Below are 14,679 nucleotides of genomic sequence, written 5' to 3'. Positions count from 1 at the left end.
TGGCTACGATTACCACCATGGCGAGAAAGCAGACGCAGCAGGAAATGGGCCCACTTGGGCCCGGTCACGCTCCGGTGAAGGATCCGATGGCTGGGCTTACCGGTGTTCTGTCCGGCACGTTGATCATGGAAGCGATCACGATCCTGCTCATCCTCACGGTGATCCTTAAGGTAGATGAGGGCGAGCACTGGACCACGTTTAACTGGGTCTACATCACCGTTGTTGGTCTGGCGCACGTGGTGATGGCTGCGTTTCAGCGCAAGCCCGGCGCCCTGTGGATCGACCTGGCGTTGCAGGTTCCACTAATTTTTGGCTTTTTCATCCACTGGTCGGTGACCGCTGTGGGCGTGATCTTCGGCATCGTGTGGTACTTCATCATTCAAATGCGCTCGGAGATGATTCAGCGCATGCGTCACGGTTACCTGGTTACTCAGCACCTGGGGACGTAAGTTCGCGCCGCAGGATTTTGCCTGCTGCGCTTCGGGGGATCGCATCGACGAAGGTGACCATTCGCACCTTTTTGTAGGGGGTGACGCGCTTGGCGACCCAAGCCATGATGGCGTTGTCGCTCAGCGCTTGTTGCGTGACGACGAACGCCCGTGGCACCTCCTCAACCACCCCGTCCACCGTTCGGCGGTGGCCTGTCACGGCGACGTCGTCGATATCGGGGTGGGTAAGCAGGAGCGCTTCGAGTTCTGCGGGGGCGATTTGGAACCCGTGGTACTTGAACACGTCCTTGGCGCGGTCGATGATGGTGACCGTTTCATCCTCGTTGATCCGGGCGATGTCGCCGGTGTGCAGCCAACCGTCCCGGATGGCGTTTGCGGTGGCAGCCGGGTTGTCCAAGTAGCCACGCATGAGTTGGGGCCCGCGCACAAGGAGTTCGTTGTCCTCGCTGAGGCGGAACTCGGTGTTGGGGATGGCGAACCCGATCGTGCCTGGGTCTGACTTGCCGGAGATGCCGACGTGGGTCACGGGTGCGGATTCGGTCGTGCCGTAGCCTTGGAGGATTTCAACGCCGATGTGGCGCTCGACTTTGCGCGCCAGGTTCGTATCCAGCGATGCCGCGCCGCACACCAAAAAACGGGTGGTGGCGAAATCTTCAGGGGTGGGGTGGTTGGACAACGCGAGTGCAAGCGGGGGAGCGATGTAGGACACATCGATTGCGCGGCCGCGGTGGGCAGCGGTGAACTCAGCAAGGTTGAAGCGGGCCGCGGTGGTGACGTGTCGGCGTGCGGTCAGCGACGACAACAGCAGTGTGTTTAGCCCATAGATGTGTGAAAACGGCAGGGGGGCGATCACACCACCGCCCCGGCCGATGCCGCTTGCAGCCAGTGCTGCGTTGAACTGGGCGGCGTTGGCGGTGATCGCGACGTGGGTTAACTCCACGCCTTTCGGCAGGCCTGTGGTGCCGGAGGAAAACGGAATCACCGCAACGTCGTCAGCATTGCCAACGGGTTCGAACTCGCCGGGGCGGATGTCCTCGGCGGTGACGCGGTCAGTGGTGTGGGCGAGGGTTGCGAGGTGGTTCGCTTCGTCGTCGATAAGCGAATGCCCAATGACGCACACACGTGCGCCAGTCGCGGATACGCCGAGGAGGCCCGCGGCGAAGTTGATGGAGTTCGGCATGCGCAGCTCGACGACGCTGCCCGGGCCCACGCCGCGCGCGGCGAGCGAGGCCGCAGTGCCGAGCGCCAACGCACGCAACTGCGGGTACGTGACTGTGCGGCCAGTGTCGATCTCCGTAATTGCGGGGGTATCCGGCAGCGCCTCTTCACCCGCCGCAAAGACAGACGCGAACAGGGTTGTCCCCGGTAGATCAATATCCGGAAGTGGGCTGCGGTGACACATGGGGGCAAGACTACGGCATAGCCAAGACGTGCAACACGTGTCGGGTTGGGTAAGATTGCGAGCCATGACTGAACGTACTCTGATCCTGATCAAGCCGGACGGCGTGGCAAACGGCCACGTCGGCGAAATCATTTCCCGCATCGAGCGCAAGGGCCTGAAGCTCGTCGAGCTCGACCTGCGCACCGCTGACCGCGAGACCGCTGAGAAGCACTACGCAGAGCACAAGGACAAGCCGTTCTTCGGCGATCTGGTCGACTTCATCACCTCCGCTCCGCTGGTGGCTGGCATCGTCGAGGGCGAGCGCGCCATCGAGGCGTGGCGTCAGCTCGCTGGTGGCACCGACCCGGTGTCCAAGGCAACCCCTGGCACCATTCGCGGCGACTTCGCCCTGACCGTTGGTGAGAACGTCGTGCACGGCTCTGACTCTCCGGAGTCCGCTGAGCGCGAGATCGCTATCTGGTTCCCGAACCTCTAAGCGGTAAGTCCGCTTCCCGGCACCGTGCTCCGCGTGAGGGGCGCAGGTGCCGTTTTCGTTTCTACGAAACGAAACTCTATGATTTTCTACGGCTTTTATTGGATTTAAAGAAATCGCATGTCTACACGATGCGATGGAGGGTAGATGGCAACGTCATCACGGTCCGAGCAGGCGCGCGCGATTGAAAAGCGCGCAGCAATTCTTCACGCAGCAACTGAATTGCTGCTCAACGAGGGGCTCCGCGGCGTGACCCACCGGCAGGTGGCCGCCGAAGCAAAAGTGCCGGTCGGGTCGATCGGTTACTACTATTCCACGCGCGAAAAGCTCGTGGTCACATGCCTGGATCAGCTTTTTGAGTCCCGCCGTAAGGTGTTCCACGAGATCATGGGTGGCAGCGTCGACCTGAAGGACCCTGTGCAGTTCGCTGAAGCGGTTGTCAATGTCATCTCGTGCGCACAAGCAGAGCGCGTACGCCAGACGGTCTACGCTTTCGTCGATTCCGAACGCGAGCCGGGCGAAGTGCAGGCGTTTTCCTCCGCTGGTCTTGAGGAGCTCAAAGGCATGGTGACCAAAATGATGGAACAGCATGGTGTGGACGGTCTGAACTCCACGCGTGTTGTCCAGGTAGCCGTCGGTGCTGCGGTGACCGAAAACCACCGCGACGCCCCGGTTTCTGCGGTGATTGATCTCCTGCGCGTCGCCGAGCAGTAGCGTCGCGTATCTGTGGCACGAAAGTTGTGCAAGAATGAGTCTCAGGCGACGAGCAAGGATGACTCGGAGCTGAGAAACTTTTGCATACCCGTGGCACACGATGTTCCGCGCGGCTGCTCGGTAACTTTGCCGGCGCCCGGACATGACGGTTGGCCACGGCAGGAACACTGGAGCGTGCCGCTTTGGCTAAAAATAAATCAAACCGTTTCGCCGATTTTGACCGCTCGGCGCTGTCGGAAAAGACCAGGGTGTTCAACCTGGCGAAAATGCTTGATGTCCCATCGAAGGACTTGGTTGTCGCACTCGCAGACTTAGGTCTGGTGAAGGTTGCGCAGTCTACGTTGACCAAGGCGGAAGCAGACATGCTTCTCGACGCCTTGGCGGCAGGTGCCAGCACCACATCCGACCCTGAGCGCGATAAAGAGGCGGATGAGAAGATCCGTAACCGCGTGCGCAAGGACGTGGAAAACGAGATCCACCAGATCGAAGAAAAGGTCGAGGCGGAACTGCAGACGGCTGAAGAACCGGCCGAGGAGCCTGCCGAAGAACCAGCGGAGGAACCGGCTGAGGAACCGCTCACCGACATCGAGCCCGATATCACCCCGGCGCCGCAGGAGGATCCGGAAGAGGATCGCATCCCCGCTACTCACGCGCCGCTGTTTAAGGCACCGACGCGTTCGGAACGCCGCCGCGCCACCCGCAAGGCGAAGCCGGCCGAGGACACCGCCTCACAGAAGCAGCAGGTAGACGAGCCACTCGAAGATGGCCAGGTAGAGGATTCGGGTGAGGGTGTCGTCGATACGCACAGCGAGATCGACGAGCCTGTGGCGATCAAGGGGTCGTCTCGTCTGGAGGCGCAGCGCCGTCGTCGCTCGGAGCGCCGCGAGGAACACCGCAAGCGCTCCCGCATTGTGAGCCAGGCGGAGTTCTTGGCGCGCCGCGAATCGGTCGAGCGCCACATGGTCGTGCGTGAACGGGAGCGCCACGACGGGCAGGGGCGGATCACGCAGGTTGGTGTGCTTGAAGACGGCATGCTCGTCGAGCACTTTGTTACCTCTGATGCGCAGGCCTCGATGATTGGCAACATCTACCTGGGGCGTGTGCAAAACGTGCTGCCGAGTATGGAAGCTGCCTTCATCGACATCGGGCAGGGCCGCAACGGTGTGCTCTACGCCAGCGAGGTGGATTGGAAGTCTGCCGGCCTCGGTGGGCGTTCGCGCCGCATCGAGCATGCGCTGAAGTCCGGCGACCAAGTACTGGTGCAGGTGACTAAGGATCCGATCGGGCACAAGGGTGCACGGTTGAGTACCCAGATTTCGCTCGCGGGCCGCTACCTCGTCTACGTCCCGGGTGGGCGCAGCGCAGGTATCTCCCGCAAGTTGCCTACCCCGGAGCGCAAGCGCCTCAAGCAGATCCTTGCGGACGTGGTGCCGGGCAAGGGCGGTGCCATCATCCGCACCGCCGCAGAGGGCGTCAGCGAGGAAGCGATTGCTGCGGACGTGAACCGTCTGCACAACCAGTGGACCTCGATTCAAAAGCGCGCCGAGGAGGAGAAAAACTCCAAGGGTGCCAAGCCGGTGACCCTCTACGAAGAGCCGAACCTGCTGGTCAAGGTTGTGCGCGACCTGTTCAATGAGGACTTCACCTCTCTGATCGTGGATGGCCGGAAGCCCTGGAACACCGTGCACGCGTACGTGCAGTCGGTTGCGCCGGATCTGCTGGACCGGTTGGAGAAGTTCGACCGCAACGCACACGACGGCAAGGATGCGTTCGAGGAATACCGCGTCGACGAACAGATCTCCAAGGCACTGTCGCGCACCGTGTGGCTGCCGTCGGGCGGCACGTTGGTCATTGACCGCACTGAGGCGATGACGGTGATCGACGTCAACACCGGCAAGTTCACCGGCTCCGGTGGCTCGCTGGAGGAGACGGTCACCTCGAACAACCTCGAGGCGGCTGAGGAGATCGTGCGTCAGATTCGCCTGCGCGACATCGGCGGCATGATCATCATCGACTTCATCGACATGATCCTGCCGGAAAACCAGGACCTCGTGCTGCGCCGTCTCAACGAGGCGCTGGGCCGCGACCGCACCCGCCACCAGGTCTCTGAGGTGACCTCGCTGGGCCTGGTGCAGTTGACTCGCAAACGCCTGGGCACCGGCCTGTTGGAGACGTTCTCCAAGCCGTGCGAGTGCTGCGACGGCCGCGGTGTTGTGCTCACCGAGGACCCCGTCGAGGCCGAGGAGAGGAAGCCCGACCGCCCTGCTCGCAAGTCGCGCGAGTCGAAGCAGCCTCAGCGCAAGCCGCAGCAGAAGCAGCCGCTTGACGACGACCACATGGACGAACTGCTCGACTCCATCTTCTCCTCTGACAAATCTGCAAACGGCTCCGCTGAGGAGCCGACTGAAGAGTCGGCTGGCGAAGAGAAGCCGCGCCAGACCCGCCGTCGCGGGCGCCGTGGCGGCAGCCGTGGCCGCGGCCGCTCCGACGCCCCGAAGCGTGGTGAGCAGCGTGACAGCGACACCACCCCGGAGCGCGGCGAGCGGTCCGACAAGCCGGCGCAGACAGAGAAGCCGACCCAGACGTACGAGGAAGCGGTTGAGGAGTTCGAGGCCTCGCCGCGCCGCAAGCGTCGCACGCGCGGCAACTCCCGATCCGATCACAGGCCGCGCCGGGAAGACTTCGAGCAGGAGTCGCAAGCGCAGCAGGAACAGCAGGTACAGCAGGAAGAAAAGGCCCTGAAGCGCAGTGCGTCTCGCAAGTCGAGGAGTGCAGAAGCAGAGGCAACCGTGCAGGTGACGACGAAGACGAACCGTCGTGGTCGCCGTCGTGTTGTCCGCAAGTCGGCAACCTCTGCGCCGGTGCGTCAGCACGTCGCAGCGGATCCGGAGGACAAGCCGGTGAAGAAGGAGACTCGTCGACAAGCGCCTGCTGCACGACGTGGCCGCCGCCGTGCTACCCGACGTGGTGGCGGGCGCGGTTTGGAGTAACGCGTAGGGGCGGTGTAGTCTTTGGCAGTCGCTGTTTTGGGGCGTGCCGCCTCGTTGCCTTTGCATGCGGGCACGGCTGGCCACGTTAGGCCCTGAAACGCTTAAGTTGTTCCATTCCGACCTCGTTGCATGCCGAGGTTGGGCGAGTAGAGATAAGGGGTAACCCTCTATGTACGCGATCGTCAAGACCGGCGGCAAGCAGTACAAGGTTGCCGAAGGCGACCTCGTCAAGGTCGAGAAGCTTGAGGGTGAAGCAGGCGACAAGGTCGAACTCACCCCGGTCCTTCTCGTTGATGGCGCAAACGTCACCTCCGGTGCCGACGCTCTGTCCAAGGCAAAGGTCTCCGCGGAGATCGTTGAGCAGGGCAAGGGCAAGAAGGTCAAGATTCTGAAGTACAAGAACAAGACCGGCTACAAGGTCCGTCAGGGTCACCGCCAGCCGCTGACCACCGTCAAGATCACTGGCATCAAGTAACCAACTAGGAGAGATTGAACTATGGCAACCAAGAAGGGTGCATCCAGCTCCTCGAACGGTCGTGACTCTGAGTCGAAGCGCCTCGGCGTGAAGCGCTTCGGTGGCCAGCAGGTCAAGGCCGGCGAGATCATCGTCCGCCAGCGCGGCACCAAGTTCCACCCGGGCGACAACGTCGGCCGTGGTGGCGACGACACGCTGTTCGCACTGGCCTCCGGCTCCGTGCAGTTCGGCATCAAGCGCAAGCGTCGCATCGTCAACATCATCCCGGCTGACGGCCAGGGTGTTGCTTCCGAGGTCCTCGAGCAGGCTGAGGCAGCAGGCGTTGTTGAGGAAAACACCGCAACCGCGTAAGCGCGTGTAACGCTTCGGCGCCGCAGGTCCCGTGCATTCGGGCTTGCGGCGCTTTTTGCATATCATCGTCCGTGTTACAGAAAGGCGGAAAACAACCATGGCTCAATTCGTTGACCGTGCCACCCTGCACCTCCAAGCCGGCGATGGTGGCCACGGCTGTGTGTCCGTCCACCGCGAAAAGTTCAAACCCCTCGGCGGTCCGGACGGTGGCAACGGCGGCCACGGTGGCGACATCATCCTTGAGGTTTCCACACAGGTCCACACCCTGCTGGATTTCCAATACCGCCCGCATGTGAAGGCGAAGCGTGGTGGCAACGGCGCGGGTGATTGGCGCAACGGTGCACGCGGCGAGGATCTCGTGCTCGAGGTGCCGGTCGGCACCGTTGTGCGCAGCGAAGAGGGCGAGGTGCTCGCAGACCTCACCGTGCCTGGCACCCGCTTCATCGCTGCAGAAGGCGGTTTCGGTGGGCTGGGCAATGCTGCGCTGGCTACCGCCAAGCGCAAGGCACCGGGCTTCGCGCTCAAGGGTGAACCGGGCCAAGCGCTGGACCTGATCCTGGAACTGAAGTCCATGGCTGATGTGGGCCTGGTGGGTTTCCCGTCGGCGGGTAAGTCGTCGTTAATTGCAGTGCTCTCCGCGGCAAAGCCGAAAATTGCGGACTACCCCTTCACCACGCTCGCGCCGAACCTGGGTGTGGTCAACGTTGGCCATGACACGTTCACCATCGCCGATGTGCCCGGGCTGATCCCGGGGGCAAGCCAGGGCAAGGGGCTTGGTCTGGACTTCCTGCGTCACATCGAGCGCACCGCCGTGCTGGCTCACATCGTGGATGTGGCCACGATGGAGCCGGGGCGCGACCCGATCTCTGACATCGAGGCGCTGGAGCACGAATTGGATACCTACGCCGAGGCGTTGGATATGGACACCGGCCTGGGCGATCTGCGCGAGCGTCCCCGCATTGTGGTGCTGAACAAGATGGACGTGCCGGAGGCTAAGGAGCTCGCGGAGTTCCTCAAGGACGACGTCGAGGAGAAGTTCGGCTGGCCGATCTACATGATTTCCACCGCCACCCGCGAAGGTCTTGATGAGCTGAAGTGGGCGATGTGGGAGATCGTCAAGAAGGCCCGCAAGGCTCGCCCGAAGCCGGAGCGCACCGCTGAGGCTGAGGTGATCCGTCCGCGCGCCGTGGGTCGTTCCAACCGTGGCGGCATCGAGGTCACCCGCGACCCGATGTACCCGGAGGGTTGGCTGGTTACCGGTGAGAAGGCTGAGCGTTGGATCCGCCAGACCGACTTTGAAAACGACGAGGCCATCGGCTACCTCTCTGACCGTCTGAACAAAGCTGGCGTGGAGGAAATGCTGCGCAAGCTCGGCGCGGAAGAGGGCGATACGGTCACGATTGGTGAGATCTCCTTCGACTGGGAGCCATCGATCGGTGGCGACCCGACTCTTGCCGGCCGTGGTCAGGACGCGCGTCTTGGCGGCACCGACCGTGTGTCCTCGGCGGAGCGCAAGCGTGCATCGCAGGCTCGTCGTGGCCTGATCGACGAGTACGACTACGGCACCGGCGAAGAGGCCGATCGCGAGCGCTGGCAGGGATAGGGATGTCGGATCTTCGCAGCCAGATCGCGTCCGCACGTCGCATTGTGGTGAAGCTAGGCACCAGTTCGCTTGTCGACGACACCGGGCAGGTATCCCCAGCAAAAATCGACCGCATCGTCGACGCCATCGAAGCACGCATCCCCCGCGGTACCGACGTGGTTGTCGTGTCCTCGGGTGCGATCGCCGCCGGCATGGTCCCGCTCGGGTTGAAGACGCGCCCGCGTGATTTGGCGACGAAGCAGGCCGCAGCCTCGGTCGGCCAGATCCACCTGGCTCAGGTGTGGGGTGCCTCCTTCGCCCGCTATGGCCGCGCGACCGGCCAGGTGTTGCTCACCCAGTCCGATGCAGGTTCGCGTGAGCGCGCCCGCAACGCGCAGCGCACACTCGAGCGGCTGCGTCAGATGGGTGCGGTGCCGATCGTCAACGAAAACGACACGGTTGCCACCTCTGAGATGCGGTTTGGTGATAATGACCGATTGTCGGCGATCGTCGCTACGCTGATCGCCGCGGACGCGCTGGTGTTGCTCTCCGACGTGGATGCGCTCTATGACCGCAACCCGGCTGAGCCTGGGGCAGTGCGTATCGACGAAGTCCGAACCGGCAAGGACCTCGAAGCCGTCCAAGCCGGCGACGGCGGTGTCTTCGGCACCGGTGGCATGGCCGCGAAGGTGTCGGCGGCTCGCCTGGCTGCACGTGGCGGCGTGCCGGTGCTGCTCACTGCAACGGAGAACATCGACGCCGCGCTCGACCACGGCCAGGTGGGCACCGTGTTCCATACGCGCCCGGGCCGGAAACTTTCGGCGTGGAAGTTCTGGGCGCTCTACGCGGCAGACGCGGAGGGTGTGCTGCGCCTGGACAACGGTGCGGTTGAAGCCGTAACACGTGGCGGCACGAGCCTGCTCGCGGTGGGGATCACCGGGATCGAAGGCGAGTTCCACGCTGGCGACATCGTGGAGATCCTCGGGCCCGACTCTGAAGCCATTGGCCGTGGCGAGGTGGCGTACGACGCCGCCGAACTCGCCGGGATGCTGGGTCGCCACTCCGACGAGTTGCCCGAACACCAGCGCCGCCCAGTCGTCCACGCGGACTACCTGAGCAACTACGCGTCCAGGTTGTAGTCCAGGCTGTAGGCGTTAGCGGAACAGTTCGGTGGGCATCCGCCAGATTTTTTCGCCGAGTGGGGTGATGCGGGTTTCGGGTTTGATCTTCATCAGGAAGTTTTCGTCGCTAGCTGTGCGCGGAAGGTAGGCGAATCCTGGAGTGTTGGTCAGTCCCATGATGGGCGGGTAGGACGGGTCGTAGTCGATGACCACGTCGAATTGGCGGAGGCGTTTCATGAGACCGTTGGCGCGTTCGCGGGACTCGTTCGTCAGTTTCCCGGGCGCGACCATTTCGTGTCCGATGAGACGGAATGCGACGAAGGTGGCGTTTTTGGTGAGGGTGGGATCGACGTCCCAGGGCAGGTTCTCTTGGACGGTGGTGATTGGAGAGGTGTAGCCGGCTTGTTTTGCCAGTTGATGAATGTACTGGCGGGAAACGTTGTACTCACGGGCGATTTCTACCTGGCGGTAGCCGTTTTCCATCATGTAGATCACGAGCTCGGGTGAGAGGGGAGTTGTCATAGGCAATGCACTTTCTTCTACAGGTGTCGGGGAAACACTACAGGTCCTATAGGTGTGATCACATGAGTTTTCTTGAGGAATTCTTGACGGGCACTGTTAACTTCCTTACAGGGGTGGCGCCCGTGCGATCGTGGACACTCGAATAGTTCCAATGTCGGTGCCGGGGGTCGGGTTCTTCCGTACTCTGGGCAGGCATGAAGTTCACGTATTTGCCAAAGCCCAAAGACGAGCCCATCGCCGCGCTGGAGGCACAGGGCCATGAGTATGTCGCTCTCGAGGACAACCCTGACCTCGTGCTGTTCGGCGGCGGCCCGAAGGATTTCCCGGATGAGCTGCCCGACAGCGTGAAGGTCGTGCAGATCCAGTACGCCGGCATCGAGGGTTTGCTGGAGGCTGGCATCCTGGCTGAACATGCGGCCAACGGTGTGCGCTTTGCTAATGCGGGTGGGCTTTACGACGACACCGTGGCCGAATCCACCCTCGCCCTCCTGCTTGCCGTGGAGCACCGTATGAAGGCCGTGGACCGCGAGTGGAACAACACACAGCTGTTCAAAGAGAAGGAGTACCTCTTCGATAACAAGAAGCTCGCCCTGATTGGTGCTGGTGGTATCGGTAAAACCCTGATCCGCTTCTTGGAGCCGTTCGGTATGGAGATCACCGCCGTGAACCGCTCGGGCAACCCGGTGGACGGTGCGGACCGGACCGTTGCCATGAAGGATGCCGACGAGGTCTGGGCCGATCACGATTACTTTGTCCTGCTTACCCCGTTGACGGAGGAGACCCGCCACATGGTGAACACTGATCGGATTGAGCAGATGAAGGACACGGCGGTCGTCGTCAATGTTGGGCGCGGTCCGCTGATTGATACGGAGGCGCTCACCGACGCACTGGTCAACGGCAAGCTCCGTGGCGCTGGTCTTGACGTGACGGAGCCGGAGCCGCTGCCGGCGGACCACAAGCTGTGGGACCTGGATAACTGTGTGATCACGCCGCACACCGCGAATATCCCGCGGTACATGGAACGCCGCATCGGGGCGCTGGCGTTGAAGAACTGGGACCTCTTCGAAGCGGGGGAGAAGATGTCGACCGAGGTCGACGTCGAGGCCGGGTACTAGATCACCACTACGTCAGTGCGGCAGAGTCCCGCTCTGCGCGCACCGCGTCTGCGACCGATTCTTGCCCGGTGTCCACCCGGGGAAGTTTGGTAAGTCGCGCTAAGGCTTCTGATCGTTTTACGTTTTCAGGCTCGGGCGTGTGCTTGTCGGACATGAAAAAATGGTGCGCCAGCCCACTATCGGTGTCAAGACCTTGGCAGTTGCATTAACGCTACGATTGCCGCATGACTGCCCAACAGACTGATCAGCAACGCCAAGCCGAGCGCGACGAGGTACTCCAGAAAGCACAGCGTGCCAAGGATGTTGCCCCGACGATTGCGGTGCTGCCGACACCGGCGAAGGATGCGGTGCTGTTGGCGGCAGCGCAGGCACTGGCCGAGCGCGCAGGTGAAATCCTTCAAGCCAACGCGCGCGACATCGAAGAAGGTCGCGCGAACGGGCTGGCGGAGTCGGTGTTGGACCGGCTGGCGCTCGACGAGGAACGCATCGACGGCATCGCCGGGGGGCTGCGCCAGGTTGCGGGCCTGCAGGATCCGGTGGGCGAGGTGCTTACCGGACGTACGCTGCCCAACGGGATTCAGATGAAGAAGGTGCGCGTCCCGCTCGGCGTGATGGGCATGGTTTACGAGGCACGCCCGAACGTCACCGTCGACGCGTTCGGCCTGGCGCTGAAGTCGGGCAACGTGGCCCTGCTTCGTGGCTCCAAGACGGCACGCCACTCCAACGAGGCGCTCGTCGCCGTGTTGCAGGACGTCCTCGCTGCCAACGATTTGCCGCGCGAGGCCGTGCAGCTCCTGCCATGTGAGAGCCACGATTCTGTCCAGGACCTCATCACCGCCCGCGGGCTGGTGGACGTGGTCATCCCGCGCGGAAGTGCACGTTTGATCAACGCGGTGGTGACCGGCGCGACCGTGCCCACCATCGAGACCGGCACTGGCAACTGTCACTTCTACATCGACGCGTCCGCAGATCTGGACAAGGCGATCGCGATGCTGCTCAACGGCAAGACGCGCCGGGTCAGCGTGTGCAACGCGACAGAGACGGTGCTTATCGACGCCCACCTGTCCGAGACCGACAAACACACCATCATCGCGACGCTGCAGGAGGCTGGTGTGGTGGTGCATGGTGACGTCGATAAGCATGCTGCGTTCGGTGCCACCGTAGAACCCGCAACGGAGGAGGACTTCGCCGAGGAATACCTCAGCATGGACATCGCAAGCGCCATCGTTGACGGCGTCGATGGTGCGACCACGCACATCGCGCGTTACTCCAGCGGCCACACGGATGCGATCGCAGCCCAAGACGCAGATGCTTTGCGACGATTTGCTGCCGCCGTCGACTCCGCCGCCGTCGTCCTCAACGCCTCGACCGCATTCACGGATGGGGAGCAATACGGCATGGGTGCAGAGATCGGCATCTCTACACAGAAGCTTCACGCACGCGGACCCATGGCGTTACCGGAGCTGACCACCACGAAGTGGATTCTGGAAGGTAATGGCCAGGTGCGCTAGTCTATCGGCGTGCTAAAATCCCGGACCTCCATTCGCGCCAAGTTTGCGCTGTTTGCCACGGCTATTGCGACGGCTGTGACCGCAACGTTGAGCCCCGTCGCACCGACCCCCGAAGCAGACGCGCAGACGCGCTGCCCGGCGGTCGCCGTCATCGCTGCCCGCGGCTCGGGCCAGAACACGCAGATTTACCGCACGAAGTATTCGTGGGCTGCGCCGTGGACCTCCAACGGTTGGGAGGGTGAGACGATTCGTGCGTTCCTGCAGCATGCGGAGCGTCGCTACGCAGCCACCCACGGCGGTAACTCGCTGATGAAGGACGTCGAGGTCATCGGCCTGGAGCCGCGCTACTACCCGGCGACGTTCCCCGAATACGACGTACCGTCGGTTGCCGTACCAAGCACCATCCTGCAGGCACTGGCTCTTGCGCTGCAGTACGCCAACCCGGTGTGGATGATGGCAAGGCGAGTAGCCACAGAGTTCGTGGATTCGGTCCAGATCGGACGCACCGGTGTGATGCAGATGGTCAATGACTACGAGCATCGCAGTGGTTGCCGCCCGAAGTACATCCTGTCCGGCTACTCGCAAGGCGCGATGATTCTGCTTGAGCACGAGCGCGAACTGGCACGCCGTGGCCAGTTGGCGGGTGTGGTCTACTTTGGCAACCCGAACACGGCGGCGGGGGATTGGTCCACCGTCGGCGTGCCAGCAGGTGGTGCCGGAGGCATGCTTGGCTTCTTGCCGTTTAACACCAAGACCGCAGGGGCGACCCCGAACCGCGTGAACTACTGCTTGCCGCAGGACTCCGTGTGTGACCTGTCCATTCAGACGCTGCAGGCATCCCAGCCAACTGGTGGCAACCACGCGCGTTACTTCCGTTGGCCATCGCGCTGGGACAACCAAGTCTCGGATGCTTTCGGCCGATTTGTTGATCAGGTACGCTACCGCTAATGAACCGCATCATTTCCGCTACTGTCGCTGCCGCGTTGTTGGCTGGCGCGACGCCTACTGTTGCCTCGGCCGCAGAGTTTGTGCGCAAGACCGAGGAAACGAAAACCGTCAAGGAAACGTGCCAGTGGAAAGTTGATGAGGAGGGCGGCAACCCCGTCCCGGTGACCAACAGCAAGGGCGAGCAGATCTGTGTCACGGAGACCGTGTCCCAGCCGGGCAGCTCCAACAAGGCAAAGTGGGCTGACGAGTCGAATCGTCCGGTGATCATCGGCACGGTGCTGGGTATTCTCGGCGCGCTGGTCGCAGGCGTCATCGGCATGTCTTTGCTGTTTATTGAGTCGATTAACATCCAGCCACTGCCAGGACTGAGGTAAACACCCAATGGCTGAGCACTACGCGGCATCGCTGGACAACGCCCGGCGCATCGGGGTGATGGGTGGCACGTTCGACCCGATCCACCACGGCCACCTCGTTGCCGCGAGTGAGGTGGCGGATCGCTTCAACCTCGACGAGGTCATCTTCGTACCCACCGGCCAGCCGTGGCAGAAGGCCGACCGGCACATCAGTCCGGCGGAAGACCGCTATCTGATGACCGTGGTGGCCACCGCGTCCAACCCGCGCTTCTCCGTTTCACGGGTGGATATCGACCGTGGGGGACCCACCTACACGATTGACACCCTGCGGGACCTACGAAAGCAGTTCCCGGACGAGGCCCTGTTCTTTATCACGGGGGCGGACGCGTTGGCGTCGATCATGTCCTGGCACGACTGGGAAGAAATGTTTGAACTCGCCGAATTCGTCGGCGTGACGCGCCCCGGCTACGAGTTGCGCGAAGACATGCTGCCTGCGGATATCCAGGAACGCGTGCACCTCGTGGAGATCCCCGCCATGGCGATTTCTTCGACCGATTGCCGCGAGCGCGCCTCCAATGGGCGCCCGGTTTGGTACCTGGTGCCGGACGGTGTGGTGCAGTACATCGCGAAGAATTCGCTCTACGCACCCTAGGCGCGACCCCTGAACTGGAAAT

At 62.6% G+C, this 14,679-nt stretch carries 15 protein-coding genes; 13 read left to right on the top strand and 2 right to left on the bottom strand.

Going from position 1 to position 14,679, the window contains the following annotated elements; genetic code table 11:
• Positions 1-17: 17 nt before the first annotated feature.
• Complete coding sequence (locus tag HMPREF2785_RS01530; protein WP_070421304.1) at positions 18-449, top strand: DUF4233 domain-containing protein; 432 nt, start codon at positions 18-20, stop codon at positions 447-449.
• On the opposite strand, the gene HMPREF2785_RS01525 is transcribed toward HMPREF2785_RS01530, so the two are convergent.
• Positions 427-1,851, bottom strand: coding sequence for an AMP-binding protein (locus HMPREF2785_RS01525; protein WP_070614040.1), 1,425 nt, complete (start codon positions 1,849-1,851; stop codon positions 427-429). The genes HMPREF2785_RS01530 and HMPREF2785_RS01525 overlap by 23 nt on opposite strands.
• A gap of 64 nt (positions 1,852-1,915) precedes the next feature.
• Between HMPREF2785_RS01525 and ndk the strand changes: the two genes are divergently transcribed.
• From ndk to proB, 7 genes are all read left to right on the top strand, one after another.
• Positions 1,916-2,326: a nucleoside-diphosphate kinase gene (gene ndk / locus HMPREF2785_RS01520; protein WP_070421306.1), complete on the top strand. Its 411-nt coding sequence runs from the start codon at positions 1,916-1,918 to the stop codon at positions 2,324-2,326.
• Between the two features lie 144 nt (positions 2,327-2,470).
• A complete protein-coding gene (locus tag HMPREF2785_RS01515) occupies positions 2,471-3,037 on the top strand; it encodes a TetR/AcrR family transcriptional regulator (RefSeq protein WP_070421307.1) in 567 nt (188 codons plus the stop codon).
• 182 nt (positions 3,038-3,219) lie between these two features.
• Positions 3,220-6,027 (top strand): translation initiation factor IF-2 N-terminal domain-containing protein, encoded by a 2,808-nt coding sequence (locus tag HMPREF2785_RS01510; protein WP_083308811.1) that lies wholly within the window; start codon positions 3,220-3,222, stop codon positions 6,025-6,027.
• A gap of 169 nt (positions 6,028-6,196) precedes the next feature.
• Complete coding sequence (gene rplU, locus HMPREF2785_RS01505) at positions 6,197-6,502, top strand: 50S ribosomal protein L21 (RefSeq protein WP_070421308.1); 306 nt, start codon at positions 6,197-6,199, stop codon at positions 6,500-6,502.
• A gap of 21 nt (positions 6,503-6,523) precedes the next feature.
• Positions 6,524-6,853, top strand: a complete 330-nt coding sequence (gene rpmA, locus HMPREF2785_RS01500; protein ID WP_070421309.1) for a 50S ribosomal protein L27 — start codon at positions 6,524-6,526, stop codon at positions 6,851-6,853.
• Between the two features lie 97 nt (positions 6,854-6,950).
• A complete protein-coding gene (gene obgE / locus HMPREF2785_RS01495) occupies positions 6,951-8,456 on the top strand; it encodes a GTPase ObgE (RefSeq protein ID WP_070421310.1) in 1,506 nt (501 codons plus the stop codon).
• 2 nt (positions 8,457-8,458) lie between these two features.
• A complete protein-coding gene (proB, locus tag HMPREF2785_RS01490) occupies positions 8,459-9,574 on the top strand; it encodes a glutamate 5-kinase (protein ID WP_070614035.1) in 1,116 nt (371 codons plus the stop codon).
• Positions 9,575-9,589: 15 nt separating this feature from the next.
• Here proB and HMPREF2785_RS01485 read toward each other — a convergent pair whose 3' ends face one another.
• Positions 9,590-10,078 (bottom strand): hypothetical protein, encoded by a 489-nt coding sequence (locus HMPREF2785_RS01485; RefSeq protein ID WP_070614032.1) that lies wholly within the window; start codon positions 10,076-10,078, stop codon positions 9,590-9,592.
• 194 nt (positions 10,079-10,272) lie between these two features.
• Here HMPREF2785_RS01485 and HMPREF2785_RS01480 point away from each other — a divergent pair, with 194 nt between their 5' ends.
• The 5 genes from HMPREF2785_RS01480 (at position 10,273) to nadD (ending at position 14,657) form a co-directional block, all read left to right on the top strand.
• On the top strand, positions 10,273-11,193 hold the full coding sequence (locus HMPREF2785_RS01480) for a D-isomer specific 2-hydroxyacid dehydrogenase family protein (RefSeq protein WP_070614030.1): 921 nt from the start codon (positions 10,273-10,275) through the stop codon (positions 11,191-11,193).
• Between the two features lie 224 nt (positions 11,194-11,417).
• Positions 11,418-12,704 carry a glutamate-5-semialdehyde dehydrogenase gene (locus HMPREF2785_RS01475; protein WP_070453643.1) on the top strand — a complete coding sequence of 429 codons (1,287 nt, stop codon included), beginning with the start codon at positions 11,418-11,420 and terminating at the stop codon, positions 12,702-12,704.
• A gap of 9 nt (positions 12,705-12,713) precedes the next feature.
• Positions 12,714-13,652, top strand: a complete 939-nt coding sequence (locus HMPREF2785_RS01470) for a cutinase family protein (protein WP_083279295.1) — start codon at positions 12,714-12,716, stop codon at positions 13,650-13,652.
• Positions 13,652-14,026 (top strand): hypothetical protein, encoded by a 375-nt coding sequence (locus HMPREF2785_RS01465; protein WP_070421315.1) that lies wholly within the window; start codon positions 13,652-13,654, stop codon positions 14,024-14,026. The genes HMPREF2785_RS01470 and HMPREF2785_RS01465 overlap by 1 nt, the downstream gene beginning before the upstream one ends.
• 7 nt (positions 14,027-14,033) lie before the next feature.
• Positions 14,034-14,657: a nicotinate-nucleotide adenylyltransferase gene (gene nadD, locus HMPREF2785_RS01460; RefSeq protein WP_070421316.1), complete on the top strand. Its 624-nt coding sequence runs from the start codon at positions 14,034-14,036 to the stop codon at positions 14,655-14,657.
• The last annotated feature ends 22 nt before the right edge of the window (positions 14,658-14,679 follow it).

Source organism: Corynebacterium sp. HMSC067D03 (assembly GCF_001811185.1).
Lineage (GTDB): Bacteria > Actinomycetota > Actinomycetes > Mycobacteriales > Mycobacteriaceae > Corynebacterium > Corynebacterium coyleae.
The sequence above is the reverse complement of the archived record's forward strand: the minus strand, read 5'-3'. Positions and strand labels throughout refer to the sequence as shown.

Bases quoted from the DNA above. Each gene is read 5' to 3' on its own strand.
- rpmA (WP_070421309.1), top strand. From the start codon at position 6,524: ATGGCAACCAAGAAGGGTGCATCCAGCTCCTCGAACGGTCGTGACTCT.
- ndk (WP_070421306.1), top strand. From the start codon at position 1,916: ATGACTGAACGTACTCTGATCCTGATCAAGCCGGACGGCGTGGCAAAC.
- proB (WP_070614035.1), top strand. From the start codon at position 8,459: ATGTCGGATCTTCGCAGCCAGATCGCGTCCGCACGTCGCATTGTGGTG.
- HMPREF2785_RS01475 (WP_070453643.1), top strand. From the start codon at position 11,418: ATGACTGCCCAACAGACTGATCAGCAACGCCAAGCCGAGCGCGACGAG.
- HMPREF2785_RS01465 (WP_070421315.1), top strand. From the start codon at position 13,652: ATGAACCGCATCATTTCCGCTACTGTCGCTGCCGCGTTGTTGGCTGGC.
- HMPREF2785_RS01530 (WP_070421304.1), top strand. From the start codon at position 18: ATGGCGAGAAAGCAGACGCAGCAGGAAATGGGCCCACTTGGGCCCGGT.
- rplU (WP_070421308.1), top strand. From the start codon at position 6,197: ATGTACGCGATCGTCAAGACCGGCGGCAAGCAGTACAAGGTTGCCGAA.
- HMPREF2785_RS01525 (WP_070614040.1), bottom strand. From the start codon at position 1,851: ATGTGTCACCGCAGCCCACTTCCGGATATTGATCTACCGGGGACAACC.
- HMPREF2785_RS01515 (WP_070421307.1), top strand. From the start codon at position 2,471: ATGGCAACGTCATCACGGTCCGAGCAGGCGCGCGCGATTGAAAAGCGC.
- nadD (WP_070421316.1), top strand. From the start codon at position 14,034: ATGGCTGAGCACTACGCGGCATCGCTGGACAACGCCCGGCGCATCGGG.
- HMPREF2785_RS01480 (WP_070614030.1), top strand. From the start codon at position 10,273: ATGAAGTTCACGTATTTGCCAAAGCCCAAAGACGAGCCCATCGCCGCG.
- HMPREF2785_RS01485 (WP_070614032.1), bottom strand. From the start codon at position 10,078: ATGACAACTCCCCTCTCACCCGAGCTCGTGATCTACATGATGGAAAAC.
- obgE (WP_070421310.1), top strand. From the start codon at position 6,951: ATGGCTCAATTCGTTGACCGTGCCACCCTGCACCTCCAAGCCGGCGAT.